Source organism: Prevotella sp. P3-92 (assembly GCF_002251205.1).
In the GTDB taxonomy this organism is placed as follows: Bacteria; Bacteroidota; Bacteroidia; order Bacteroidales; family Bacteroidaceae; genus Prevotella.
In genome coordinates this window covers 19,083-44,117 of sequence record NZ_NPJE01000027.1, presented here as the reverse complement: position 1 = coordinate 44,117, position 25,035 = coordinate 19,083, and the positions used below count along the sequence as shown (strand labels likewise).

22 protein-coding genes and 3 tRNA genes are annotated in these 25,035 nt (G+C 46.1%); 3 read left to right on the top strand and 22 right to left on the bottom strand.

Features of this window, described 5'->3' with window-relative positions; translation table 11 throughout:
* Nucleotides 1-317 precede the first annotated feature (317 nt).
* From CIK93_RS04445 to rpsF, 4 genes are all read right to left on the bottom strand, one after another.
* The gene (locus CIK93_RS04445) at nucleotides 318-605 is read right to left on the bottom strand and encodes a hypothetical protein (protein WP_094446698.1); all 288 of its coding nucleotides are present in this window, start codon (nucleotides 603-605) and stop codon (nucleotides 318-320) included.
* 286 nt (nucleotides 606-891) lie between these two features.
* Nucleotides 892-1,425, bottom strand: a complete 534-nt coding sequence (gene rplI, locus CIK93_RS04440; protein WP_094390756.1) for a 50S ribosomal protein L9 — start codon at nucleotides 1,423-1,425, stop codon at nucleotides 892-894.
* A gap of 20 nt (nucleotides 1,426-1,445) precedes the next feature.
* Nucleotides 1,446-1,712 carry a 30S ribosomal protein S18 gene (rpsR, locus tag CIK93_RS04435; RefSeq protein ID WP_094390757.1) on the bottom strand — a complete coding sequence of 89 codons (267 nt, stop codon included), beginning with the start codon at nucleotides 1,710-1,712 and terminating at the stop codon, nucleotides 1,446-1,448.
* Between the two features lie 3 nt (nucleotides 1,713-1,715).
* Nucleotides 1,716-2,060: a 30S ribosomal protein S6 gene (gene rpsF / locus CIK93_RS04430; protein ID WP_094390758.1), complete on the bottom strand. Its 345-nt coding sequence runs from the start codon at nucleotides 2,058-2,060 to the stop codon at nucleotides 1,716-1,718.
* Nucleotides 2,061-2,206: 146 nt separating this feature from the next.
* Here rpsF and CIK93_RS13605 point away from each other — a divergent pair, with 146 nt between their 5' ends.
* Nucleotides 2,207-2,383 carry a hypothetical protein gene (locus CIK93_RS13605; RefSeq protein WP_158215469.1) on the top strand — a complete coding sequence of 59 codons (177 nt, stop codon included), beginning with the start codon at nucleotides 2,207-2,209 and terminating at the stop codon, nucleotides 2,381-2,383.
* On the opposite strand, the gene CIK93_RS04425 is transcribed toward CIK93_RS13605, so the two are convergent.
* From CIK93_RS04425 to CIK93_RS04370, 12 genes are all read right to left on the bottom strand, one after another.
* Nucleotides 2,377-3,066: an SGNH/GDSL hydrolase family protein gene (locus CIK93_RS04425; protein ID WP_094446697.1), complete on the bottom strand. Its 690-nt coding sequence runs from the start codon at nucleotides 3,064-3,066 to the stop codon at nucleotides 2,377-2,379. The genes CIK93_RS13605 and CIK93_RS04425 overlap by 7 nt on opposite strands.
* Nucleotides 3,067-3,170: 104 nt before the next feature.
* A tRNA-Asp gene (locus tag CIK93_RS04420) sits at nucleotides 3,171-3,244 on the bottom strand.
* 21 nt (nucleotides 3,245-3,265) lie between these two features.
* Nucleotides 3,266-3,342: transfer RNA gene (locus CIK93_RS04415), tRNA-Asp, on the bottom strand.
* A 71-nt stretch (nucleotides 3,343-3,413) separates the two neighbouring features.
* The gene (locus tag CIK93_RS04410) at nucleotides 3,414-3,926 is read right to left on the bottom strand and encodes a GNAT family N-acetyltransferase (protein ID WP_094446696.1); all 513 of its coding nucleotides are present in this window, start codon (nucleotides 3,924-3,926) and stop codon (nucleotides 3,414-3,416) included.
* Nucleotides 3,923-4,831 (bottom strand): glycosyltransferase family 2 protein, encoded by a 909-nt coding sequence (locus CIK93_RS04405; RefSeq protein WP_094446695.1) that lies wholly within the window; start codon nucleotides 4,829-4,831, stop codon nucleotides 3,923-3,925. The genes CIK93_RS04410 and CIK93_RS04405 overlap by 4 nt, the downstream gene beginning before the upstream one ends.
* The gene (locus CIK93_RS04400) at nucleotides 4,828-5,262 is read right to left on the bottom strand and encodes a hypothetical protein (RefSeq protein ID WP_094446694.1); all 435 of its coding nucleotides are present in this window, start codon (nucleotides 5,260-5,262) and stop codon (nucleotides 4,828-4,830) included. Before CIK93_RS04400 ends, CIK93_RS04405 begins: the two co-directional genes overlap by 4 nt.
* A 78-nt stretch (nucleotides 5,263-5,340) precedes the next feature.
* Nucleotides 5,341-5,958 (bottom strand): recombination mediator RecR, encoded by a 618-nt coding sequence (gene recR, locus CIK93_RS04395; protein WP_173815116.1) that lies wholly within the window; start codon nucleotides 5,956-5,958, stop codon nucleotides 5,341-5,343.
* Nucleotides 5,959-5,985: 27 nt separating this feature from the next.
* On the bottom strand, nucleotides 5,986-7,779 hold the full coding sequence (gene abc-f / locus CIK93_RS04390) for a ribosomal protection-like ABC-F family protein (RefSeq protein WP_094446693.1): 1,794 nt from the start codon (nucleotides 7,777-7,779) through the stop codon (nucleotides 5,986-5,988).
* Nucleotide 7,780: 1 nt separating this feature from the next.
* Nucleotides 7,781-8,383, bottom strand: coding sequence for a ribosome biogenesis GTP-binding protein YihA/YsxC (gene yihA / locus CIK93_RS04385; RefSeq protein ID WP_094390764.1), 603 nt, complete (start codon nucleotides 8,381-8,383; stop codon nucleotides 7,781-7,783).
* 101 nt (nucleotides 8,384-8,484) lie between these two features.
* Nucleotides 8,485-9,183 carry a response regulator transcription factor gene (locus tag CIK93_RS04380; RefSeq protein WP_094435367.1) on the bottom strand — a complete coding sequence of 233 codons (699 nt, stop codon included), beginning with the start codon at nucleotides 9,181-9,183 and terminating at the stop codon, nucleotides 8,485-8,487.
* 47 nt (nucleotides 9,184-9,230) lie between these two features.
* Nucleotides 9,231-10,787, bottom strand: a complete 1,557-nt coding sequence (locus CIK93_RS04375) for a sensor histidine kinase KdpD (protein WP_094390765.1) — start codon at nucleotides 10,785-10,787, stop codon at nucleotides 9,231-9,233.
* A 176-nt stretch (nucleotides 10,788-10,963) separates the two neighbouring features.
* Nucleotides 10,964-13,291, bottom strand: a complete 2,328-nt coding sequence (locus CIK93_RS04370) for a TonB-dependent receptor (protein ID WP_254046733.1) — start codon at nucleotides 13,289-13,291, stop codon at nucleotides 10,964-10,966.
* A 720-nt stretch (nucleotides 13,292-14,011) separates the two neighbouring features.
* Between CIK93_RS04370 and CIK93_RS04365 the strand changes: the two genes are divergently transcribed.
* Nucleotides 14,012-14,086: transfer RNA gene (locus CIK93_RS04365), tRNA-Arg, on the top strand.
* Nucleotides 14,087-14,566: 480 nt separating this feature from the next.
* Here the strand turns inward: CIK93_RS04365 and CIK93_RS04360 are convergent.
* Together CIK93_RS04360 and feoB are read right to left on the bottom strand one after the other, a co-directional pair.
* A complete protein-coding gene (locus CIK93_RS04360; protein WP_094390767.1) occupies nucleotides 14,567-15,286 on the bottom strand; it encodes a DUF5715 family protein in 720 nt (239 codons plus the stop codon).
* Nucleotides 15,287-15,304: 18 nt separating this feature from the next.
* Nucleotides 15,305-17,686, bottom strand: coding sequence for a ferrous iron transport protein B (gene feoB / locus CIK93_RS04355; RefSeq protein WP_094446691.1), 2,382 nt, complete (start codon nucleotides 17,684-17,686; stop codon nucleotides 15,305-15,307).
* A gap of 386 nt (nucleotides 17,687-18,072) precedes the next feature.
* On the opposite strand from feoB, the gene CIK93_RS04350 reads away from it, so the two are divergent.
* Complete coding sequence (locus CIK93_RS04350) at nucleotides 18,073-19,512, top strand: tagaturonate reductase (protein WP_094390769.1); 1,440 nt, start codon at nucleotides 18,073-18,075, stop codon at nucleotides 19,510-19,512.
* Nucleotides 19,513-19,615: 103 nt separating this feature from the next.
* Here the strand turns inward: CIK93_RS04350 and CIK93_RS04345 are convergent, their stop codons facing one another.
* Genes CIK93_RS04345 through CIK93_RS04330 form a run of 4 tightly spaced genes read right to left on the bottom strand, consistent with a single transcriptional unit; the run spans nucleotide 19,616 to nucleotide 25,018 of the window.
* On the bottom strand, nucleotides 19,616-20,626 hold the full coding sequence (locus CIK93_RS04345) for an iron ABC transporter permease (RefSeq protein ID WP_094446690.1): 1,011 nt from the start codon (nucleotides 20,624-20,626) through the stop codon (nucleotides 19,616-19,618).
* Entirely contained in the window at nucleotides 20,623-21,759 is a 1,137-nt protein-coding gene (locus CIK93_RS04340; RefSeq protein WP_094446689.1) for an ABC transporter substrate-binding protein, read from the bottom strand. The genes CIK93_RS04345 and CIK93_RS04340 overlap by 4 nt, the downstream gene beginning before the upstream one ends.
* Before the next feature lie 10 nt (nucleotides 21,760-21,769).
* Nucleotides 21,770-22,960, bottom strand: a complete 1,191-nt coding sequence (locus tag CIK93_RS04335; RefSeq protein ID WP_094446688.1) for a YncE family protein — start codon at nucleotides 22,958-22,960, stop codon at nucleotides 21,770-21,772.
* Nucleotides 22,961-22,999: 39 nt separating this feature from the next.
* On the bottom strand, nucleotides 23,000-25,018 hold the full coding sequence (locus CIK93_RS04330; protein WP_094446702.1) for a TonB-dependent receptor: 2,019 nt from the start codon (nucleotides 25,016-25,018) through the stop codon (nucleotides 23,000-23,002).
* Nucleotides 25,019-25,035 lie beyond the last annotated feature (17 nt).

Sequence of the window (25,035 nt, the reverse complement as noted above, 5' to 3'; positions counted from 1 at the left end):
TAGAAATCGAAAGGCGGTCAAATTCTTAATAGTGTATGAATATAATACTGAAATATAATAAAGAAGTTTTATATTTAATTTATGGTGGTAGAGGCGAAAGCCATTGGATAAACAAACTTTCATATAACAATGACTTAACTGCGCACGGAGGACTACCACCTTAGCAAAGGTACGACAATTACGCTGATAAACGATAAATTTATTTGTTTTTTAGATTATGATGATTGCTGCTGCGAGAATGATGATTGCTATGGCGATAATTGCGGTTGGTAGTCACCTTCTGAAAATGGAAATCAGAAAAAAATCCGTGTGCCGTGCTACTCTACTTCGGTGGCAAACATACGGTCGAGGTCTTGTTGGGTGAAGGGACAGGGTTCTTGACGCAGTTTCGCCAAACGGAACTGCTGGCAGGCGTTGAGGACTGACTGCGCTTCAAAACACTTGAAAAGCATGTCTTTCAGTTCGTCAAGGCGGAGGGCATCTTCCTCGGAGAACCGACCACAGGTCTTGTAACTCATGTGCTGCTCTGGCAGGAGGTCGTGGTAGTAGTACGACCAGACCAGGAATTTCATACACACATCGGGGGTCATGAGAATCTCTTGCATAGCATCGGTATTTTATGGAAAGATTAGCATTTTTTGTGAGATAACAATTGTGACGTATTAGAAATCACAATAGAGCCACCAGGCGCAACTGGTATGGCGCGCGGGAGCGTCGTCATCATGATTTTTAGACACGTCGCACGATGCATCAGGGGAGCTGTTTTCACTGTCGCCAACTTCCCCTCCCCCGAATTGCGCACCGAGATGCTGGGCTGTTAGCTGAAAAAAGGGCGCACATACGTATGCGCACCCTCTTATGTTAATAACTTATGTATTGATTTACAGAATATTACTCTTCTGTAGCAGCTGAGGTCTCCTCCACAGCGGGAGCTTCTTCAACAGCGGGAGTAGCCTCTTCAGCCTTTACCTCCTCAACGGGAGCTGCCTCAGAAACAACCTTTACAGGAATCACAACCTCAACCTCCTTGTGGAAGTGGATGGTAGCAACGTAATCACCAACCATCTTAGCATCGCGCATGGTGATGATCTTGCGATCGATGTCGTGACCCTGCTTCTTGAGTTCATCAGCAACGATGTTAGCATTGACAGAACCATAGAGCTGTCCGGTAGCACTCACCTTAGCAGTGATAGTCAACTCAACACCATTGAGAGCTTCAGCTTTCTTCTCTGCCTCAGCCTTGATAGCTGCGAGCTTGTGAGCCTGCTGCTTGAGGTTCTCAGCGAGAATCTTCTTAGCAGAGGGAGAAGCGATAACGCCCTTACCCTGAGGAATCAGATAGTTGCGGCCGTAGCCAGACTTTACATTTACGATATCGTTCTTATAACCCAGACCGATAATATCTTCTTTCAGTATAATTTCCATATTGTCGTCCTCCTCCTTATTTATTTCATCATATCAGTTACGTAAGGAAGCAGTGCAATCTGGCGAGCACGCTTAACAGCCTGAGCCACGCGGCGCTGATACTTCAGTGAGGTACCAGTGATACGACGGGGCAGGATTTTGCCTTGCTCGTTCAGGAACTTCTTCAGGAACTCGGGATCTTTGTAGTCGATGTACTTGATGCCGCTCTTCTTGAAACGGCAATACTTCTTCTTCTTAGTGTCGATAGAAGGAGCTGTCAAATAACGGATTTCTGATTGTTCTGCCATAACTTAAGCCTCCTCTTTTTTACCGGTTTTGTTGCGACGCTTCTCAGCATATTCGATAGCGTGCTTTTCAAGTTTAACTGTCTGGAAACGGATAACTTTCTCGTCACGACGGAAAGCTGTTTCGAGCTTCTTGATCACATTGGGCTCAGCCTTGAACTCTACCAGGTAGTAGAAACCTGTAGATTTCTTCTGAATGGCGTAAGCCATCTTCTTCATACCCCAGGCCTCTTCGTTCACAACCTCTGCGCCGTTGTCGGCAAGGAGTTTGGTGAATTTAGCGACCGTTTCCTTTGTCTGCTCATCAGACAAAACGGGAGTCAAAATGAAAACGGTTTCGTATTGATTCATACTGTTTAAAATAAAAAATTGTGTTACTTTTGCAAAATTGCGGGTGCAAAGGTACTGATTTTTTTGTTAATTCTGTCATTTATCGGCAATTATTTTGTATCTTTGCACTAATTTTTAACGAATTACAACACGGAAATGACTTTTCTATGAATAAAAAATTTGCCTCCATAGGAATTTTGCTGATTCTATCTGGCGTGATAACTCTTGCCACGGCATATTTCCTGCACCATACCACCAATGGTTTGCTGATCACAGGACTACTGCTGATTGTGGGGGGCATCGTCCTTTATGTGGGTGGCATCAAGCATGGCGGACGCTATTGACGGCACACCGCTTTTGCCACCTGCGCAGCAATCTGTTTCATGCCTTTCTGTGAGGGGTGTCCCCATTGTTTGTCGATGCATTCCAATTGGATGTATTTCACCTGATAATGGTCGCAGACGGTCTTCATCGACGTGGTGATCTCGTCGGTCAAGCCATCGTTGATGATGACATAGACTGTGGTGCCGGGATAGCGTTTCTGGATGCCGTCAAGAAGATATGCCATGGCGGGGCGGAACTGATAGAGATCCCGGTTGCTCCAACCGCCGTACTGGTAGTTGCCGATAGGCGATTTCGCCCAACTGTCGTTCGTGCCTCCGAAAACGAAGATGAGGTCTGCGGGCAATAGGTTGTTTAGGCGGGTGACATACGACCGGTCGCTATAGTCTGCCTCATCATAGCCTGTATGACAGATGGTTGCTCCTGAAAACGAATTGTTCTGACTGAGGCGGAAGCCGTTGTCGCAGATGAACTGATACCACCAGAGCTGGGTGATATCTTGCACATCGTTGTTTTTTACATCAGACTGTGGGTACCAAACGGCATTGGTATCGGGTTGCACATAGCCTTTGAAGGTGCTGTAGGAATCTCCAAGGATGGCAACGGACGGTTTTGACTGTGCCATCAGCGACGCTGCGCAACAGAGCATCGCACCAACGAGTATTATCAGTTGTTTTGTTTTCATTATTATTGTTGTTTATGTCAGCATCTACAATAGCGTTACTGCCCGTTTCGGCAGCCGACAAATAAAAAAGCTCACTGAATATTCTTCAATGAGCTTTGTTTCAGCGGTGCGTACGAGACTCGAACTCGTGACCTCCTGCGTGACAGGCAGGCATTCTAACCAACTGAACTAACGCACCTTTGCTATGCGTTGAAAAGAGTGGCGGTGCGTACGAGACTCGAACTCGTGACCTCCTGCGTGACAGGCAGGCATTCTAACCAACTGAACTAACGCACCAGTCTTTTCTTGTTTAGCGGGTGCAAAGGTAGTGAGAATTTTTGAAACCACCAAACCTTTTTAAAGAAAAGTTATAAAATTCTTTGAAAAAAGCTGGCATCATGGTATTTTTCCCCGTCAAATAGCCAATCTTTGAGGGTCCTGCCTGCTATAAAACAGTATTTACGGAAGATTTGCAAGGCAGCTTCGTTGCGCTGGTCGATGATGACATAGAGCTGATGGAGATGCAGGATATGACGGGCATAATCGAGGACCTGCACCACGGCAGCTTCGGCATATCCCCGGCGCTGGTATTGGCGAATTACCACCAGTCCGAGTTCGGCACGGAGGTGCTGTGGGTCGAAATTGGCAAGGTCGGCAAGTCCCACTACCTGGTGTTCGCTGTTTTCTATGACCAGCCGCACCTGCCGATCGACATAGATATCATTACTGGCATGAACGATGTAGTCGCGGAGTGAATAGCGGGAATACGGCACATTGGAGGTTCCCATGTCCCACAGGGAACGATCGTTCTCGATGGTATAGAGCACTTCAAGGTCTTCGGGTTCCATGGCACGGAGGGTGATAACGGGTAATTGTTTCATGTGAGTAAGTCTTGAGGGGTGATAATGGTTTTGACGCGTGTTCTGACCAGTCGTGAGGGCAGGATGCCTATCATGGCCAACAATGCACGAATCCAGATGGCGAGTTCCACGAGTTTTCTGATGCAGAAATTGGTCTGTGCATGATGTTTCCGATAATAGATGATCATGGCTTTATAGAACACACGGACGTAACTGACAGTGGTCTTGTCGCTGCATCCTCCCTTATAGTGTACGATCTTACAGGGCAGATAGCAGTTGTGCCACCCTGCATCGAGGAGGCGACAGGAGAGGTCGATATCTTCGCCGTACATGAAGAAATCTTCGTCGAGCAGTCCCACCTGGTCGAGTGCCTTCCGGCGCAACATGGCGAAGGCTCCGCTGATCACATCGATCTCCGCCGGTTCTGACCATGACAGCCAACTCATGTAATAGCGTGCGAAGCGGTGGCTGTTGGGAAAGAGGCGTGCCAGTCCACACATCTTATACAGAGCGACAAGGGCTGTGGGGCGTCCTCGCCGTGATTCCGGTGCGCGTGTTCCGTCAGCATTGAGCATCTGGACTCCTGCTGCTCCCACCTGCGGATGCTGTTCCATGAAATCGACGGTCTGACGGAGTGTATTGGCGCCCACCACGGTATCGGGATTGAGGAGCAGCACATAGGGGCTGTGGCTCAACCGTATGCCGATGTTGTTGGCTTTTGCGAAACCTATATTTCCCCCACTCTCCACCACCTGCACCTGCGGGAAATGGGCCTTGAGGTCTTCGACGGTGCCGTCGGACGACAGGTTATCAACGACGATGATTTCTCCGTCAATACCTTTCATCGCCTGTTCTACGCTACGGATACAGGGTCCGAGATACTGGCGTGCATTATAGCTTACGATGACGACAGAGAGTTTTTTCATTCCGTTTCGCTTTTGCTTGTCTCTGCCTCACAGCGTTTTTGCGAGGGATAGACGAATACCATTGCCAACAGTGAGATGATGGCGAGATAGAAATAGGATGCCTTATCGAAGAGTCCGTAACATACCGCATCGATGGCAAATACCGACTGGAGCAGCAACTGGCGTGTCCATGCCCAACGGGCATACTTCTCGGGCAACTTGCGGCGTACGGACTGGCAATACATGAGTCGTAAGGCAAGGGGTACGAGTGCGATAGTGAGGCATACTGCTACCATATCGACTACATATTCCACGACAGGATTGGAGATCACCTGCAGCGTTGCGCAGCAATCGGTGGTGCGCAGCAGTACGGTGATTAGCAGGGTAAGTGTCAGGATGGTCCAGAAGGTCATCATCAGCCAGTGTTGCAGATAGGATATTGTCTTAGCCATTTCGTTTGTTGTTTATTCGTTTGCTATATGCTACAGAGATTATTACCGTTTCTTATAGATATAAATAATTTGTAGCGGTCATTTGCCCTCAAACGGCGTGCGGTTGACGATAGACCTTCCGAGGGTCACCTCATCGGTATACTCCAGTTCGTTGCCTACAGACACACCCCGTGCGATGATAGAGATGCTGACATCATAGGGAGCGAGTTTGCGGAAGATATAGAAATTGGTGGTGTCACCTTCCATGGTCGGGCTGAGTGCGAGAATTACCTCCCTGACTCCCCCTTCTTCCACCCGTTTGACCAACGAATCGATTTCAAGGTCGGAGGGTCCAATGCCGTCCATGGGCGAGATGACTCCGCCCAACACATGATACAATCCCTGATACTGCTGAGTGTTTTCCACCGCCATGACATCCTGGATGTTCTCCACGACACAGACCGTAGTGGCGTCGCGCCTTGGGTCTGCACAGATGGGGCATCGCTCAGCATCTGAGATGTTGTGACAGGTTTTGCAATAGCAGACATCGTGCTTCAGGCGACTGACGGCCTCCACAAAAGCCTGTACGTCCTGATCTTCTTGTCGCAACAGATGAAGCACGAGGCGAAGTGCTGTCTTACGGCCCACGCCAGGGAGTTTGGAAAACTCCTGCACGGCTCTTTCGAGCAACTGCGACGGATATTGCTGACTGATCATTTCTTTGGTATTATTTTCCCGATTCGTTTATTTCCTCGATTCGTCTTTTATCTCTGAAAGTTCAAGCCACCGCATCGACTTCTCATCGAGTTCGCTTTGAAGCACTGGCAGGCGCTTGCTCTTCTCGGTGATTTCATCGACAGACAGCGTACCGCTGCATAGGGCATCTTCTATCAGGTGCTGTTCCTCTTCGAGTTGTGCGATTTCCTTTTCGAGTTTCTCAAACTCCAACCGCTCTTTGTAAGTCATTCGCCGCCGGTCATCATGCCGGTAGGACTTGGCAGTCTTTCCCCTCGGTTCCTTGTTATCCTTGACCGTTGCCGCTTCTTCCATGGCGAGCCACTGGCGGTACTGGCTGTAGTTGCCGGGGAAGTCTTTCACCTCGCCCTGTCCCTTGAAAACCAGGAGATGATCGACCACCTTATCCATGAAATAGCGGTCGTGGCTGACGACAATCACGCAACCGGGGAAATCCTGTAGATACTCTTCGAGGATCTGCATGGTCACAATATCGAGATCGTTGGTGGGCTCGTCGAGTACCAGGAAGTTGGGATTCTTCATCAGCACGGTACAGAGGTAGAGTTTGCGTCGCTCGCCACCGCTCAACTTATACACGTAGTTGTGCTGCTGTTCGGGTGTAAACAGGAAATACTGCAAGAGCTGGGACGCTGTCAGGCGCTTTCCGCTACCCAGGTCAACATAATCGGCAATGGCAGTGATGACATCGATGACCTTCATCTGTTCGTCAAACTGCAAGCCTTCCTGCGAGAAATAGCCAAAGCGCACCGTTTCGCCGATGACGATACGTCCTTCGTCAGGTTGCACCTGAGACAGTAGCATTTTGATGAAGGTGGATTTTCCCGTGCCGTTGTTGCCCACAATACCCATCTTCTCGAAGCGTGAGAAGTTATAGTAGAAATCCTTGAGGATGACCACATCGTCAAAGCGCTTGGAGATGTACTGACACTCAAAGATCTTACTGCCGATATATACATTGCTCGCCTTGAGGCGGAGCTGGCGCTCTTCCATGCGCTGCTTAGCCACCTTCTCCAACTCATAGAAAGCCTCTTCGCGGTAGCGTGCCTTATGGCCTCGCGCCTGTGGCATTCTGCGCATCCATTCCAGTTCGGTGCGATAGAGATTGTTGGCACGGGCAATTTCTGCTCGTCTCGCATCAATACGCTCCTGTCGCTTTTCGAGGTAATAGGCGTAGTTGCCACGATAGGTATAGACCGTACGCTCGTCGAGTTCGAGGATGACCGAACAGACGCGGTCCAGGAAGAATCGGTCGTGGGTGACCATGAGCAAGGTGCGGTTGCCTCGCGAGAGGTAGCCTTCGAGCCATTCTATCATCTCCAGGTCGAGATGGTTGGTGGGTTCGTCGAGAATCAGCAGATCGGGTTCGGTGAGCAGCACGTTGGCGAGTGCGACACGTTTCTGCTGTCCGCCACTCAACTGCCGCATGGGTTGGTTGAGGTCGCGAATCTTCAACTGCGTCAACACCTGTTTGGCTTTCAACACCTTATCGGGATCGCCCTGGTGGTTGAAGCAGGCATCGAGCACACTCTCGTCAGGGTCGAACCGTGGAGACTGTTCCAGGAATCCAACCCTCAGGTCGCGACGGAAGACGATGTCGCCGCTGTCGCATCCCTCTTTGCCCGCAAGGACAGCGAGAAGTGTGGATTTTCCCGTACCGTTCTTGGCAACGAGTCCCACGCGTTGTCCTTCGGCTATGGAGAAACTGATGTTGTCGAACAGCTGAAGTGCTCCAAACGATTTTGAGAGGTTTTGCACATCAACATACGGAGTGTCCTTCGCCATACTATCCCTTCAGTTGTTGATTGATACTATCAATATAATCCAGGAGTTCGTCCCTACCCTGCCGACTTTCGGAGGATGTCAGGAACATCGGCGGGAGTTCCTCCCATGTTTCCTGCAACTTCTTCTTATAATTGGCAATATTCTGACTGGCCTTGCCTCCGCTCAACTTATCGGTTTTGGTAAACACGATGGCGAAAGGCACTCCTGACTGTCCGAGCCAATCAATAAACTCCAGGTCTATCGCCTGCGGTTCGTGTCGCGAATCCACCAATACAAAAACATTGACCATCTGCTCCCGTTGCAGAATATATCCTCTGATCATCTGATCGAGTTTTGCCACCTCTTTCTTGGAGCGCTTCGCATAGCCGTAGCCCGGCAGATCGACGAGATACCACTCTTTGTTGATGATGAAATGGTTGATAAGCAAGGTCTTGCCAGGTGTTGCTGAAGTCTTTGCTAACTTGCGTCGGTTGGTCAGCATATTGATCAGGCTCGACTTGCCCACATTGGACCTGCCGATGAAGGCATATTCTGGTTTTGTGTCGTTGGGACACATGCTTACCATTGGTGCGCTCAAACTAAATTCAGCACTTTTTATATCCATGCAATAAAATCTTGTCGGTATGTGATATTACTGAAACCAGCGGATTACACTTCGTAAGGCAACCCGCCAGTCTATACTTGGTTCACAAAGGTAACAGCGGTTTAGTCTTCTTCTGGAGAAATCAACTTATAACCCTTGCCGTGAATGTTGATGATTTCTATCTGCGGATCGTCTTTCAAGTGTTTACGCAACTTGGTGATATAAACGTCCATAGAGCGTGCATTGAAATAGTTGTCGTCAATCCAGATGGTCTTCAATGCGAAATCACGCTGCAGAATCTCGTTGGCATGGCTGCAAAGCAAGCCCAGAAGATCGTTCTCCTTCGTAGTCAGCTTAGACACCTTGTCGCCGATGGTCAAGGTCTGCTTCTGGGTGTCGAACACAAACTTACCGATGTGATAGACCGAACTCTCCTTGTTTTTCTTGCCACGTACACGGCGCAGGATGGCCTCGATACGTGAAACGAGTTCCTCCATGGAGAAAGGCTTGGTAATATAATCGTCTGCACCGATTTTGAAACCTTGCAGGATGTCCTCTTTGAGGGTCTTTGCAGTAAGGAAGATGATGGGGATCTCTGCGTTGGCACTACGGATTTCCTGTGCCAAAGTAAAACCGTCTTTCTTCGGCATCATGACATCGAGTACACAAATATCGAATTTGGTCTTAAGGAAAGCTTTGTAGCCTACCTCTCCATCGGGGCAAAGTTCTGCCTGGTAACCTTTAGCTGCCAGATACTCACGCAAAAGCATTCCGAGGTTTTCATCGTCTTCGCAAAGAAGAATTTTCAGTTTGTCGTCCATAATCATGAATGTTTAGATGTTATTATTCTATTTTTGTTTATTCTTGTTTATTGTTCGTGGAGCACGGGGAGGGAGATGGTAAACTTAGTACCCTTGCCCAGTTCGCTCTCACATTTGATTTCACCTTGATGCAGGTCGATGACCTTCTTGACATACGCCAGTCCCAAACCGAAGCCTTTCACATCGTGTTTGTTGCCCGTATGCACGCGGTAGAACTTCTCAAAAACTTTTTTGATATTCTCGCGCTTGATGCCCTGTCCGTTGTCGCGTATGGAGAGGTACAGACGGTCGTTATCGTTCCATGTGCGGATGAAGATATTGATCGGCTCTTCGGGTTTGCGGTATTTCACGGCATTATCCATCAGGTTGGTAATGGCATTCTGGAAATGCAGTTCATCCACATAGATGGCTGAATCCACCGCTTCTATCTCGGTAAATATCTTTCCTCCTGTATGTTCCACTCGCAATGAGAAGGTAGAGGCGATATTCTCAACCATCTCGTTGAGGTCGAGTTCTTTCTTCTTGAACACGATGCTCTTCTTGTCGAACATCGACATCTGCAATACTTTTTCTACCAAAAAACGCAAGCGTTTCGACTCATCGGCAATCACCCCACCGAGATGTTTGGTCATGGCTTCTGTCTTGGTCACGGTATTGTCGTTCATCATCTGCGCAGCCAGTGAGATGGAAGCAATAGGTGTCTTCAACTCATGGGTCATATTGTTGATGAAATCGTTTTTGATTTCAGTATAGCGTTTCTGTCGGAAGATCACCACCACGGTAAAGATAAAGGTGATGAGCAATACGATGGTAAAGATGATGGACGGGATCATGAAGCGCACCGATGAAAAGATGTAGCTGTTCATCTCAGGGAAGTGGATTCTCACCAGGCCCATCTTCGACTGCGGGTCGTTGCGGAAGAGCAACTGCGAATAGTTGTACTCTTCTCCCTCGTCAGTATAGTCAGGACAGCGATAGACCTCACGGCCGTCGGTGGTAGAGACGGTGAAATGATAGGGAATATTCACTCCGTTGTTGAGGAGCTCGGCACGGATGTCCTGGTCGAGCATCTTGAAATTCACACGTTCCTTGAGGGATTTGTCGCTGGCGGTATAAAGGATATTATAGACCACCTCGTCCAACAGTGCTTTCTGATAAACATAGCGCTTGCGCACAATCTCCTGCATGGATTTGGCAGCTTCGGAGATGGAACTCTTGTCTTTGCGGATGATCATGCCTTTGGGTACGCTAGCGGGTTTCATCTCAAACGATTTCATCTGGAAGGAAGAATAGACTGTTCCGTCGTCGGTAGCTACCGAGAACTGATGTGAGTGCTTGATGGTTCCGTCCAGTCCATCGACCATCACCGAATCCTGTCGGAATGCCCGGCGCTCGGTCTCGTTGACATCCTTTTCCAAATACCTCAGCGTCTCGTTCATCTCTAAGTTGCGCGAGGCTTGGTAGAGACTTCGGTTGACACTCTCGTCAAACTGCTCCTTCTTCATCTTGATCATCTCTTCTGCATAAGAGAACTGAAGGAAGAGCAGCACCAGGAACGAGAGTCCCATGATAATGGCTATTGCCCAGATTGTGGATTTCTTCATGTCTGCAAAGTTAGCGATATTACAAACATGGGGGTACTTATTCGTTAATTATCTTCGTTAATTTTAACAATATTAACATAAATACCGATTTTTAGTATCACATTTGCAACTAAGCACAATCAGTCCTTAGGTCATCGGTGTGTTTAATCACCTTTTTCCCTAAGGACCGATTGAGATTAAAAGTTCCAACCGAAATCGATTCCGAGTTGGAAGGGGTTACCGCGCTGTGCAAAATACAGCGATTCTCCCGTCGCTTTGCTTTGGAATGCGAAGGTATTGTAATGGGTATTGGTGAGATTGCGAGCCCACAGATTGACATGACAGCATTCCAGTTGCACGCCGATATGAGCCCCCAGCAGCGCATAGACTTGCTGTTGGTAAGTATTCATTTCATCCCAATAGATGCTGCCGAGTCCGTTGAGGTCGGCTCCGAAGATGATGGCCTTAAAATTGTCGTGATGAAGGTCAACACGATAGTCTGCAAGCAATGAGAAGGAATGTTCGGGAACAAAAGGCACGCGTTTGCCGCAATAGTCAACAGCTTCGCCTGTCGCATTATCATTGGTGGTGTAATCTTTGAACGCGGCATGGGTATAGGCATAAGTGGCAGCCCAAGACAAATGGTCGGACAGCGCCTGACCGCGTACTGCCAGTTCGAGTCCACAACTGTAACTGCGTCCTGCATTGACCATTTTTCGTCCATAGCCATAATCGCTGCTAAACACAGAGAGTTGTTGGTTGCGAATCTGCATGTAGTATGCAGCTAAATCAGCCTGAACGGTGTTACCAAAGAGATTGAGGTGGGCACCTGCCTCGTAGTTCCAACTCTCCTCTGATTTGAAGCGGATGCCTTCGAGCAACGTGGCATATTCCTCATCAGTATGGCTGATATTGACCTCAATATCCTTGCGTGCCTCCATGGCTTGTTGCAAAGCACCGCGCAGATTGTTCTGCACATCGGTCTGAATAATGTCGCTAAAGAGTTGGATATTAAATCCTCCACTACGATAACCTTTTGTCACAGTGGTATATATATTACTTCCGTTAGACCATCGATAGAGCAGTCCGAACTTAGGCAACAGCTGTTGGAACGAGGAATGTTCCTGATTGACAAATGGTGAAACCATCTTGACTTTCGCTGCCGAACCCATGATACTGAAGTCCATGTTGGCCTGTCCGCTCGTATCATAGGAAATACTGTTGCGGCTGTAATCGTATCGTAAACCGACGGTAGCGGTGAGGTGTTCGGCTATTTCAATATTCGACTCATGGAAAATGCCGATATTGGACTGTGGAGTATGGAAAGAACTCGGCACCCACAATCCCATATTTACACGGACACCTCCTAATCGCTCAATCATGGCGGCAGCAGCCGTTTCGCCCATGCGGTCAGCCAGCGAACGGAAGATCTGTCCGTAAATCATGTTGCCGATTCTACTGCCCATCTGCTGACTGAATGCCTGTCCGAAGGTGTTGGGGGCTGTGGTCTTCAACCATTCATGGGCAAGAAACACACCATTAGTCCAGTGCCAACGGCTCTTATTGGCGCTCTTTATGGTAAACTCCTGACTGAGCGAATTGCTCAACTGACGCTCATCGACCTTGAAGAAGTCGGAAGGCGAATAGTCGGCATCCATCAGCAGACGGTCGCGCAAGAACTGCCAGGAAGTGGTGCTTTGCATGATGAATCCTGCTCCTGAGTATTGGATATGGAGTCCGTTGGTCAACAGATTGCGCTGATAGCAACTTTGCTCGTTCTGACTAGGATCATCTACGCGGTTGTTGTCCAGATGGAGCACGCCATAAGGGTTGGCGTTCTGGCGAACATACTGGTAGTCACTAATGAAATCAATGTTCCAATGCGCTGACGGACGAAGCATCAGGCGGAAACGACCGCCAGCCTCATCCATCTTATCGGCAGAACGGTCGGTCTGCGTGTTACGATAGAATCCGTTTGTGCCTTGATAGAACCCTGCCAACGAGAAAGCTGCTTTGGAGCTTAACTGTTGGGAGTGTGCCACTTCCACATTACGATAGAAGGCGGTTCCCAATCCCAGTTTCAATGCCGTACCCTGATGGCTAAAAGGTGATTTAGAGTAGATTCTTACCAGTCCGCCTTCTGCATTCATTCCATAGAGCGTACCCTGGGGACCACGCAACACGTCAACGCGGTCGGTCTGGTAAAGATGGGTGTTGAACGCTGTTTTGTTGGACAGAGGGATGTTGTCAACATACACACCCATTGACGGACTGTTGACGCGGGAGCCGATGCCACGCACGTAAATAGAGGATGTAAAACGTGAACCATACGCAGGCATGGCAAGCGAAGGAACAAAAGCAGAGACGTCTCGAATATCTCCCATTCCATGGTCAACAAGTTGGTCGCGACCTATTACCGTTGAAGCCAAAGGCTGCTGGCGCAACCGATAGGTATCTTTGGGCTGCGAAACCACAACGACTTCGTCAAGGTCATAAACGCGCGAAGAGTCGGATGGTATATTCAAAGACTCAGCCTTGCTTACTGCAGGCCATAGCAATAAAATAATAAATAACGATTTGTTTCTCATAACGGCTGCAAAGTTACGTTATTTTCTCTGCCTGTCCTATCCACATTTATATGGAAAATTGCATTTTCCGCTTCTGCATTCACTTTCTACAGTGTCGGGCAGAGGCGTTTCCACTCAGATTTCTATGCTATCAAGCAGTTTGGATGCCAACGACAAAGAACTTCGTTTCTTCGGCCAAGTGACAGCTAAGATTTTCCTCAAAAACAGCACATAATTCAAGAAAAAAACGTAACTTTACGCTCAATAACTTCAAACTGGACCGTATTTTTAGTTTCCAACCTATACAATATTCTTAATAAGTTATTGTTTTAAGTTTATTTCGTTTGATGTAATTATATAGACTTCACATCTCCCGTTCAGGATTTCCGTTGCAAAATTACAACATTTATTCAGAACAACGTTTTTATTTTTTTGACGAATTTTTATAAATTACGAAAGTCATCGGAAATTTCTGTGTTTTTTTCCACACATTCCGCCATCATCATATAACTTTCCACCTGTCATTTGGTTTCCTTTCCCCCCTATTACAAGCGGTTTTATTAGTAAATTCGGCTCGATAATCGGAGTCAGAATCGCTTTCACTCAGAAAACAAGAAGAAATTATCATTTTTCTTTGGTTTTTCACTTACTTCTTTGTACCTTTGCAGCCGAAAAGTTGGTTCCGTAGCTCAGTTGGATTAGAGCAACGCCCTTCTAAGGCGTGGGTCTAGGGTTCGAATCCCTACGGAATCACTTCAAAAAAGAGAATCAGCAATGGTTCTCTTTTTTGTATTTAATAGGTAGTAAAAAACATACAAATACAGTACACCTTCTAAGCTGTCAATAAAATCAAACTAAAATTAGAATCATTAAGACGCCACGTAGGCACGTATTGAACATTTACTCAGACAACAATGCTTATGCCAACCTGTTCAAGACAGACTTTGGTTAAAGGCCATGCTTTTCTGGTTAAACCGGCGTATTACCTCAAGTCGCTTTATGGGGTAAGGGGATTTTGTGTTTAAAAAGTTACTATTATGCACGGAATATGTACAATAAAAGAATTTTTGTCGTTTTACAAGCAAAATCACACTAAACCCTATTGGTTGCGGATTTGAGAAAGAATATACGGAAAGACTTTGTCTGCTAATTTAAGGAATATTGTTTTTATATATGTATAACAGATGTTTTTGTGCCAATAGCAATATCATTGTCTTCTTTTTATGATCTGTATTAACGGACTGTCATGTGAAAACAACCCTGTTTCACTTCGTATTTGATGTAACACCGGTCTTGTTCACGTATATCGCGAAGCACTTGTGTTAAGACCCATTTCAAAGTATCGTTGCGAACAGGACGCATCACGGGATGATAACGGTTGTAACAAACATCGAACGTAGTGCCGAAAAGATGGCAGCTGCGCTCGGTGGCATTGCCATTACGGCGACGCAATTTATCAACATCTTCCTCACTACGCAATACGCTGGTTACAATCAGTTGATTGATGGGTATTCCCTTGACATAAAGACTATCATAGAAAGCCTGACCTATGTCTTGCAGCAATACTGCCGCACGAGGCACAAGATAAGGCAGGGAACTCCGGAGATGATCTACATGATAATAAGGACTTGAGGCAATATAAACCAACTCCTTTTTACGTGCTTCCGCATCAGCACGATTGGCAACAGGACGAACACCCAGGCGCTCAGCAGCGGCAAGTTGCACTTGCTGGCTATCGGGAAAGGTCGTCTTGTAAGGAGGCACATAACCAATCTTGTGTGGTTTTTCTCCTATCTCCGCCACGACAGCCGGAACATTCTGAACAGTATCTGTCACGACAGCCTCGTTGGTTTCAGTAGAATCACAACAGCCCAACAAAGGCTCTTTAATCACGGCCAATGCCACTACAACGGCATAGAAGACGGTGACATATTTTCTTTTTGATATTTTCATTTTTATGAGTTACCGTTTCTAAAACAAACTACCAATTTGATAGACTAACATGCTGACAATCCATGCTATTGCCGTGGTGTAGAAGGCAGAGAAAGCAGCCCAAGACCACGATCCTGTTTCGTTGCGTATGGCAATGACCGTAGCTATACAGGGGAAATACAATAATACAAACAGCAGATAGCTGAAGGCAGCAAGCGGTGTGATGCCATCGGCAAGCATCTGATTGCGCAAGCGGCTATATTTGGCAGTATCGTCGCTGAACGAGTCATCATCGCCAAACGAGTCGTCGCCACTGTAAATAACACCTATTGTAGAAGCCACGATTTCCTTTGCACCCACACCGGCAATGAGGCTGACATCGAGTTTCCAGTTGAAACCTTGCAGCTCGAAAACCGGTTCTACGGCCTTACCTATACTGCCAATATAGGATTGCTCCTTTTGTTGGACAGGTGATAATGATTCATCGTGGGGGAAATAACCTAACGCCCAGACGACGATGGAAGCCACGAGAATGATACCACCCATCTTCTTGAGATACTCTTTACCTTTCTCCCACGTATGTCTGCCAATGGCTTTGGGAGTTGGCCAGCGGTAAGGAGGCAATTCCATCACAAAAGGAGTATCTTCGCCCTTGACAACAAATGACGAGAACACCTTGCTGACTATGATTGCCACAATCACACCAATGACATACAGCATGATCATCACCCATGAACGGTATTGGGCAGCAAAAAACGTTCCTGTGATCATAATATAAATAGGTAGGCGCGCCGAGCACGACATGAAAGGCAAGATAAGCATCGTGATAAGACGAGAGCGCCGACTCTCTATGGTGCGCGTAGCCATGATGGCAGGAACATTACAACCAAATCCCATGATAAGAGGGATGAACGATTTACCATGCAGCCCCATCTTATGCATCAACTTATCCATAATAAAAGCTGCACGTGCCATATAGCCGCTATCTTCCATCAGCGAGATGAAAAAATAGAGAATCAATATCTGAGGCAAGAAAACAATAACTGCTCCTACTCCACCAATCACGCCATCAACAAGCATGGAACGCAAGGGACCTTCGGGCATCAGCGCAGAAGCCTGTTCGCCCAACCATGAAACGGCAGACTCTATCCAGTCCATCGGGTACTGGCCCAACGAGAAAGTGGTCTGGAACATCACATAGAGAATCAAAAAGAAGATGGGAAAGCCCAGATATTTATTGGAAAGCACATCATCTATAAAATGCGTCATGCGGTAAGTATCTTCCTTGGTGCCTTGCCGAAAGCCCGCTTCTGTCAGAGCGCCATGAATAAAACCATACTTCGCATCCATAATGGCAGTTTCAGAGTCTGTCTTTTTCTCCTCTTTCACACGAAGTTCTGCTGCGTCACGCGCTGCCATAATCTCTTTGGCATTCTCCATCTTCGCCACATAAGCCTCTGCCCGGTCATCATGCTCAAGAAGTTTGATGGCCATATAGCGTGTTGAAAAAAGCGTGCGAACCACCTCGTTGCGCTTCAGGTACTGTTGGATATGGGCAATACCGGACTCTATCTCGTGACCATGGTTGATGTGAATATGGCGAACAGACGCGTTGCAGTCTTCAAATACGCTGATGACCTCACGAAACAGCTCCTGGACTCCCCGACCCGATTTGAATGACGTACAAACAAAAGGCACACCAAAAAGCGTTGACAGCGTTTGAGTGTCTAACGTGTCTCCTCGGCGTTCAAACTCATCATACATATTGAGTGCGCAAACCATTCTGACGTTCATGTCAACAAGTTGAGTGGTCAGATAAAGATTACGCTCGAGATTGGAAGAGTCTATCACGTTGATGACAACATCGGGATGACGTTTCATCAGATGCTCACGCACGTAGAGTTCCTCCGGACTGTAACAGGAGAGCGAATAGGTGCCGGGAAGATCCGTAAGATTAAAGACAAACCCATCGCACGTCGCACGAGCCTCGCTGGCATCAACCGTCACACCACTGTAATTACCCACATGCCCGTGAGCACCACTGGCGAAATTGAAAAGCGACGTCTTACCACAGTTCGGATTACCTATCAGAGCCACATTGATGGTATTGCCAACATGTGCTGGCAAAGATTGGTCGCAAGTGTCTTGAACTGTATCTGTCATGGTTCCATGATTCACAACGGGTTGCTGATGGGATGGATCAGTATCCACCACAATCATCTCAGCCTCTTGCCTACGCAGACTGATTTCATAGCCCATAACCTTATATTTGACAGGGTCCTGCAATGGTGCATTAAGCAAAACCTCTACATCTTTTCCTCTGACAAATCCCATCTCTACGATGCGTTTTCGGAAGCTGCCATGGCCTTGTACCGTCACTATCGTGGCATGTTGCCCCGTTTTCAGATCGGATAGTTTCATTTGCTATACTTTAAAAATACGAGTGCAAAATTAGTAAATTATCTGCAAAAAAGGCAAAAACCATACTATAAATCATCAAAAATAGGTATTCCTAAATGAAATGGATTCTAAAGTTTTTACAAGGGAATAGATACCAAACTCATAAATACATGTCGTGGGGATAGTCCACGACAGGAAAAACCTCGAAGTCATCCCGAAGTCATCCCGAAGCCGAGAACGAGTCATCAACTCCTATTCTTTTCAACTTATGAATGAGAAACAAGCACTTTTTTCTCCGCAAACCTTTACGCAGAAAAATGGGACATAAATTAATCTTTTTTTTGCAGTTTCGCAATTAGTTCGTAACTTTGCCCTACATTTAAAAACAATCTATAAAATATTTAGAAATGAAACCATTAAACAAACATTTCGCACCTAAGAGTGTGATGCCTGAAAAGGTGATTCAGTTTGGTGAAGGAAACTTCCTTCGTGCTTTTGTTGATTGGATTATCTGGAACATGGACCAGAAAACCGATTTCAATGGTAGCGTAGTTGTAGTACAGCCTATAGAAAGAGGTATGGCAGACTGGCTTAACGGACAAGACTGTCTTTACCACGTTAATCTTCAGGGTCGTGAAAACGGAAAGCCCGTCAATACGCTTGAGCGAATCGATGTGATCAGTCGCGCTTTGAATCCTTATTCACAGAACGATGCATTCATGGCATTGGCAGACCAGCCTGAGATGCGTTTCGTCATTAGCAACACCACAGAAGCCGGTATTGCTTTTGACCCTGCTTGCAAGTTGGATGATAAACCTGCATCTTCATATCCTGGCAAACTCGTACAGTTGCTTTATCGCCGTTATCAGACTTTCAACGGAGATCCCACTAAAGGACTTATCATCTTCCCTTGTGAATTGATTTTCCTCAACGGACACGTACTGAAGGATTGCATCTATAAATACATCGAACTGTGGCAGTTGGGTGATGCTTTCAAGAAATGGTTTGAAGAAGCTTGTGGCGTTTATGCCACTCTCGTGGATCGTATCGTTCCAGGATTCCCACGCAAGGAAATTGCTGAGATTCAGGAAAAGATTTCTTACCGCGACAACCTTGTTGTACAGGCAGAGACATTCCACCTCTGGGTGATTGAAGCTCCTAAGGAAGTAGCTAATGAGTTCCCCGCAGACAAAGCTGGTCTCCATGTGCTCTTCGTTCCTTCGGAGGAACCTTACCACAAGCGCAAGGTGACATTGCTCAACGGCCCACACACCGTACTCTCTCCTGTGGCATACCTCAGCGGCGTTAATATTGTACGCGATGCTTGCAACCATGAGGTCATCGGTAAATACATCCACAAAGTGCAGTTTGACGAACTGATGCAAACACTCGATTTGCCTATTGAAGAGCTTGAGAAGTTTGCAAGCGATGTTTTGGAGCGTTTCGACAATCCATACGTTGACCATCAGGTGACCAGCATCATGCTCAACTCATTCCCCAAATTCTGTGCACGCGATCTGCCCGGAGTAAAGACCTATCTCGAGCGCAAGGGCGAACTGCCTAAGGGATTGGTATTCGGTTTGGCTGCCATCATCACCTACTACAAAGGTGGCAAGCGTGCTGACGGTGCAGAAATCGTTCCTAACGACGACCAGAAGATTATGGATTTGCTCAAGGATCTGTGGGCAACTGGTGACACCCAGAAGGTTGCAGACGGAGTACTCGGTGCCGAGTTCATCTGGGGAGAAGACCTCAACAAGATCAGCAATCTCAACGGAATGGTTAAACTCTTCCTTGACCTGATTCAAGACAAGGGTATGCTCGAGGCTGTTAAAACTATTCTTTAAGACATAAGGAATTCTCAAAGGAAAAAAGATATGTTTTCATTACTAAAAGGCTACACCTGTTTGGGTGTAGCCTTTTCTTATTCGGAAAATTTTTATAGCACGCTTATCGCCTTGAAAGAATAACGTAGATGACAACAGGTGCTCCTATCAAGGGCGTAATGGCATTAAGAGGTATTATCCCACCCTCACCAGGTAATACCGTCAATATATTGCAAAGCAAAGCCACAGCACTTCCTGTCAGAATTGTAGCAGGAAGAAGGACCCGATGATTGTCTGTTCCCAACATCAATCTCGCAATATGCGGTACTGCCAAACCGATAAATGCCACGGGACCGCAAAAAGCCGTGATTACAGCAGTAAGGACACCTGTTACCAGCAACAGCCAGTTGCGTACACGTATAATGTTTACGCCAAGGTTTTCAGCATAGCGATCTCCCAAGACCAAGGCATTGAGAGGCTTGACAAGAGCTAAAGAAACAGCCAAGGTTATCAAAGTTATCACACTAAAAGTAGGAAGCATTTTCAGCGAAACACCTCCAAAAGATCCCATTCCCCATACCATATACGATTTCACCCCTTCATCTGTTGCAAAAAAATTGAGCAAGGAAATGGCAGAACCAGCCATATATCCTATCATTATGCCAACAATCAGCAACATCACATGACTTCGCACCAATGTAGAAAAGAAAAAGATCAACGCCATGACGCCCATAGCTCCTGCAAATGCAGCAAGAAGAACAGCCATGAAACCGCCAATGCTGACAGTTCCAGCCGAAACGCTTCCACCGAAAAACAACATCACCAAGGCTACACCAAGGCCTGCACCACTATTAACACCAAAAATGCTGGGACCTGCCAACGGATTACGAAACGCCGTTTGCAAGATAAGTCCGCAAACAGCTAAAGAAGCACCACAAAGCATGGCAGTAACAGCCTGAGGGAGGCGCGATTCAATCACGATATACTGCCAACTGGGCTTGACGGACTCTTCTCCAATCAGAATGCGAAATGTTTCGCTCACAGGAATCGAGACAGAACCAATCAATAGGCTCACCACAAAAAACAAGAGCACCATGATGCCAAGCATGATGCATGAAATGTAGCCTTTGTTCATTTTGTATTTTCGAAATAGCGTAAGTGTTTTGATTGGATCAAATTCGGATGAAGTATCTGGATGATGTCAGAAAGCAATAGGTCAGGACGAAATGGAGTTTCTTCATAAAAAGATGTCTTCTCTACATTACATCCATAAACTTCATTCTGACGAAATGCTTTCAGCATCTTATAACCGTCGCGCTCCCCTAAGAGATCTGCCTTCGTATAGGTATGGTCACTACTATAACGGAACAGCCAGACGTCAGCTTCGCCAGCTCGTTCTAAAACATTCTCAAAGGGCAGAGCCAGACTTCCTCCATGGGTATCGTTCTCCCAAGGGTAGTCACCACCCGCATCTTTAACCATCTGCCCAATGGTGCTGCGTCCACCGGGAACATGCCATACAGAACCTGTCATCTTGTCGAAAAGCACAGTACGGCGATGTCCTCCATGACGAGCCTTTGAAGCTTGTTGTTGAAGCATGTGGTAACAGCTATCTACACAAGCGAAAAGGCTGTCTGCCACCTGTTCACGTCCAAGAAGCAAACCATAGAATCGCATCCATTCTGCACGTGCCAACGGAGAGTTTTCCATATACTCTGCACATTCTACAATAGGAATATTGATTTCCTCAACCTTTCCATAGCCACCGCTGTTTTCAAAAGGAGAAAGCATGATTATATCGGGCTTCACATCCATAATCTTCTCTACCATGGGTTGCATTCCACTACCGCAATCTGCTATTTTACCAGCTTTTACCCCTTGTTGGACAAATGGCAGTTTGATATATTTCAAATCAGCAACAGCCACTATCTTGTCCTGTGCTCCAAGCATACCGAGTAAAGAACAATGAACTGTGGTAAATACAGCAGAATGCTCTACGGGTGTACGGATAATGGTAGCCTGTGCAGGCAGTAATGCTTGATCTGGTAACTGTTCGTCTTTCGGAACCAATACATAGGTATGAAGAGTCTTCCCTGATTTCCAAGGATTACGGATTTGAGCCATCGTATATCCCTCATGACGCACAATAGTCAACAAAGAGGAATATTTTAAATGAAGCGTGTCGCCACCATCCTGCACTTCGGCCATTCGGCCTCCGCAGGATGACAGCAACACGGTCATCATTCCAAACAGGATGAACTGACGCATCTCTGTCTATTTAATATTTGATCACATTAGTGGTAACGTTGAAAGCAAAAGCGCAAGGACCTACACCTGCAGTAGCGCCCCACACCTTAGCATTCTTTGAAGCGGATACAAAAACGCCCTGTTGTGAATATTCAACGTTGAACATGAAGATCTTGCTATTTGCCTTATAATCAGTTTTGCCAGTATCAGCATTCTTCACGTTAGAAGCAATGAACACGGTACCGACAACCGGATCAACACCAATACATGCAGGGATAATCTCGTTATTAGTATCTGTGTAGAAAGTAGATGTTCCCTGGCTTAAAAGATTATAGACCTGATAAGTAGTCTTGACTGGTTTGTAAGAAGCATCGAACTCAGTATAATAACCAAAGATATTGCTACCAATGCAATCCATGTCGTTGGCATCCATCAGACGTGTCACCTCGTTATTTTTGGCAGAAATCTTATATACACCAGACTTCTTATCGCCATAGTTTCCAAAATCAAGTACATACATATCGCCAGCAGTAGTCAAGACAATCTTCTGTGGATTGACAATATTATCATTCTTAATCAGACTTCCAGAACCTGTAGTCAGGTCGATAATAGAAATAGAAGGTTTGGTACATGCTGCATAATCAGAATTGCAGACATACAGTTTTTTATCTGCCACGCTGATGCCCTCTGGGAAAGAACCAGCCTCATAGATACCTTGTCGAGTGAATGTTGTGGTGTCAATTGCAACTACATATCCATTACCTTTAGTTGTAGCGTTCCAATTCTCATCATACGAAGATTCAGACTTGCCGTAGAATGAAATATACACCTTGTCGCCTGAAGCTGTAAGGTGACGAGGTTTGAGACAACCCTCACCAAAAGTCACATTGGTCTTGATCTGTCTGAGAGACTTCAATGTCTTGGCATCAACCACTTCAAGAGTATTCTCACCAGTTACGGCAATATACATCTTACTACCATAAACCAAAGCATCATTAGGAGTACCACCTAAGGAACGACCATTCTGTGCTTGGAACTGCTTGTTGGCAACCTGATTAGAGGTATAATCGAGGTATGAAACGCTACCATCGATGTTGCTGCTCATGTTTCCACTACATACAAGGAATGCACCTTTTGTTACAGGAACAATGTATTCATGCTGTTCATTGTCGTTGTCATCACAGGCGGTAAACATAGCTGCTCCCATGAGCAGTACTGCCATACTTAATAAATGTTTTTTCATTTTGAATAAATAATTTAATTATAATTTGTAATTGATTGATATCATCCAACTTCTGCCGGGCATCGGATAATGAGCCACGATACAGTATTGTTTATTAAAGAGATTTTTAATGTCTCCACGAATTTCTACATGATGGTGTCCAAAATGGATTTGTTTATATGCTGTCAAGCCAAAATCAACATAGCCTTCTATCATTGTTGAAGGATAATGCTCGTTGTTAGGCCAACGGCTACTCATACCTGTCGCATGCAGTATTAAGTTTATCCAAGGATTCTCATAAGCAACAGAACCACTTGCTGTATGTTGAGGCATATAGGCAATCTGCTTATTGTAGTTGGGCGACTCAGGATTAGTTCGGTTTTGCACCTTTTGCAAACTATAACTTCCAGAGAGCATCAACCTATGAGCTTTATTGAACTGGTGTTCAACCTGCATTGTTGCGTCGATGCCTATACTGCGCACGTTACCGACATTGATACACGTCCAAACAAACATATTATATGGTACTGCTACTATCATGTCTTTCACCTTATTGATATAACTGTCAAACATAAGCGTTGCAGTAGTGTAACGTGAGAGATGAGGTGAGTATGTCACACCTATATTCCACTGGTCAGTTAATTCGGGATTCAATTCGGTACTGCCATAATGATAGTAGTAACTCTCATTAAAGGTGGGAGAACGAAAAATATTTTTGTAACTGGCACGCAGAAAGAGTTCTTCATCTTCAAGCAGTTTGTATGACAACGACAGCGATGGTGAGAGACGACGCATATTTCGTGCAGAATTTATTTGCACATCGGTACGATCTGTCTGTTCGACGTTCTTCTGACGGTTGATAAAAAGCGAATGCAACAGTTTTCCCGTCATGACCCAACGACCAGTTTGATATTTTACAGTAACGGACTGAAGAATACTATGGCGAAACGGATGTCCAATAATGGCGCGCCATGAACTGCCATTCAGATTGTTAAAAGAATAATCTGCAGAATAATCCATTGCCCAATGTTTCGTTGGGACAAACAGCAGGGCAGCAGAAGCATAATATTCCCGTTGCCAATAACTTGCATCGTTAACAGCGCCAGGCATTAGTTTGTCGCGATAGATAGATTCGTACCAATTTACTTTGGCAATGGTTTTCAACGCCCACGTATCTCCCCAACGTTTTTGGAACCCCGCCTGTACAAAGAAGTTGCGGTCATGAAGAGTCTCCCCACTTACGTTAGTATAATAATGGACGATACCAGGCAACTGACGTGAATTGTCATAATAGTAAATCTTACCTGTCAATCGATTTGTTGCATGAGGTTGCCATGAAAAGTTTAACTCGCCATGTCCGCTACTCATGAGACTGTTAGTACGACGATCTTTCGTCACAGTCTTTACATTTTTAATCTCATAAGGATAATCATTCTCGGCATAAATATATTCAGCTACAGCAGACACGGCAAAGGCCTTAGAAAAACTCTGTTCATATCGCAAATAGGGACTAACATATCCGAATGACCCCATCTTCAACTGAGAAGTTAAATGCGGTTTTCTTTCATCAGAAGGTAAAGGCAATGTCTGTATGTTGAGAACTGCTGATGATGCCGCCTGACGTGCAGGAATGAAAATATCATCATTATCACCAATTACCAACGATAACTTGGCGACATTATCAAGCGAATAACGAGAAAGGTCTATTTCGCCGCTCTGGCAATCACTAAGCATAACACCGTCATAACTTACACCGGTATGCTTTGCTCCAAAACCACGCACAGCCACGGTCTTCATGCCTCCTGCACCGCCATAGTCGCGTAGCGTAACGCCCGACATTCGATGAAGTGCGTCTGCCATATCTGTTACTCCCATAGTAAGCATGTCTTTTCGGTCCATCATTTGCAAAGGTGCTGTACTTGTGAGCATTCGCTTGCGCTGACTCTTAGTCACAGTCACTTCTTTCAATTGATGAACACGGCTTGTTATGGTGTCTGTCTGCGCCATTGCGCTTACAGAGACAAGCATTGCAATTATCGACAAATTGAATTTCTTCATATTTATAAACATCTCAT

Excerpts from the sequence above, each read along its gene's own strand:
- CIK93_RS04360 (WP_094390767.1), bottom strand. The coding sequence starts at position 15,286 with ATGAAAATATCAAAAAGAAAATATGTCACCGTCTTCTATGCCGTTGTA.
- feoB (WP_094446691.1), bottom strand. The coding sequence starts at position 17,686 with ATGAAACTATCCGATCTGAAAACGGGGCAACATGCCACGATAGTGACG.
- CIK93_RS04350 (WP_094390769.1), top strand. The coding sequence starts at position 18,073 with ATGAAACCATTAAACAAACATTTCGCACCTAAGAGTGTGATGCCTGAA.
- CIK93_RS04425 (WP_094446697.1), bottom strand. The coding sequence starts at position 3,066 with ATGAAAACAAAACAACTGATAATACTCGTTGGTGCGATGCTCTGTTGC.
- abc-f (WP_094446693.1), bottom strand. The coding sequence starts at position 7,779 with ATGGCGAAGGACACTCCGTATGTTGATGTGCAAAACCTCTCAAAATCG.
- CIK93_RS04335 (WP_094446688.1), bottom strand. The coding sequence starts at position 22,960 with ATGGCAGTACTGCTCATGGGAGCAGCTATGTTTACCGCCTGTGATGAC.
- recR (WP_173815116.1), bottom strand. The coding sequence starts at position 5,958 with ATGATCAGTCAGCAATATCCGTCGCAGTTGCTCGAAAGAGCCGTGCAG.
- rpsR (WP_094390757.1), bottom strand. The coding sequence starts at position 1,712 with ATGGCAGAACAATCAGAAATCCGTTATTTGACAGCTCCTTCTATCGAC.
- CIK93_RS13605 (WP_158215469.1), top strand. The coding sequence starts at position 2,207 with ATGAATAAAAAATTTGCCTCCATAGGAATTTTGCTGATTCTATCTGGC.
- CIK93_RS04405 (WP_094446695.1), bottom strand. The coding sequence starts at position 4,831 with ATGAAAAAACTCTCTGTCGTCATCGTAAGCTATAATGCACGCCAGTAT.
- rpsF (WP_094390758.1), bottom strand. The coding sequence starts at position 2,060 with ATGAATCAATACGAAACCGTTTTCATTTTGACTCCCGTTTTGTCTGAT.
- CIK93_RS04375 (WP_094390765.1), bottom strand. The coding sequence starts at position 10,787 with ATGAAGAAATCCACAATCTGGGCAATAGCCATTATCATGGGACTCTCG.
- CIK93_RS04410 (WP_094446696.1), bottom strand. The coding sequence starts at position 3,926 with ATGAAACAATTACCCGTTATCACCCTCCGTGCCATGGAACCCGAAGAC.
- CIK93_RS04380 (WP_094435367.1), bottom strand. The coding sequence starts at position 9,183 with ATGGACGACAAACTGAAAATTCTTCTTTGCGAAGACGATGAAAACCTC.
- rplI (WP_094390756.1), bottom strand. The coding sequence starts at position 1,425 with ATGGAAATTATACTGAAAGAAGATATTATCGGTCTGGGTTATAAGAAC.
- CIK93_RS04445 (WP_094446698.1), bottom strand. The coding sequence starts at position 605 with ATGCAAGAGATTCTCATGACCCCCGATGTGTGTATGAAATTCCTGGTC.
- CIK93_RS04345 (WP_094446690.1), bottom strand. The coding sequence starts at position 20,626 with ATGAACAAAGGCTACATTTCATGCATCATGCTTGGCATCATGGTGCTC.
- CIK93_RS04340 (WP_094446689.1), bottom strand. The coding sequence starts at position 21,759 with ATGCGTCAGTTCATCCTGTTTGGAATGATGACCGTGTTGCTGTCATCC.
- CIK93_RS04400 (WP_094446694.1), bottom strand. The coding sequence starts at position 5,262 with ATGGCTAAGACAATATCCTATCTGCAACACTGGCTGATGATGACCTTC.
- yihA (WP_094390764.1), bottom strand. The coding sequence starts at position 8,383 with ATGGATATAAAAAGTGCTGAATTTAGTTTGAGCGCACCAATGGTAAGC.
- CIK93_RS04330 (WP_094446702.1), bottom strand. The coding sequence starts at position 25,018 with ATGAAGAAATTCAATTTGTCGATAATTGCAATGCTTGTCTCTGTAAGC.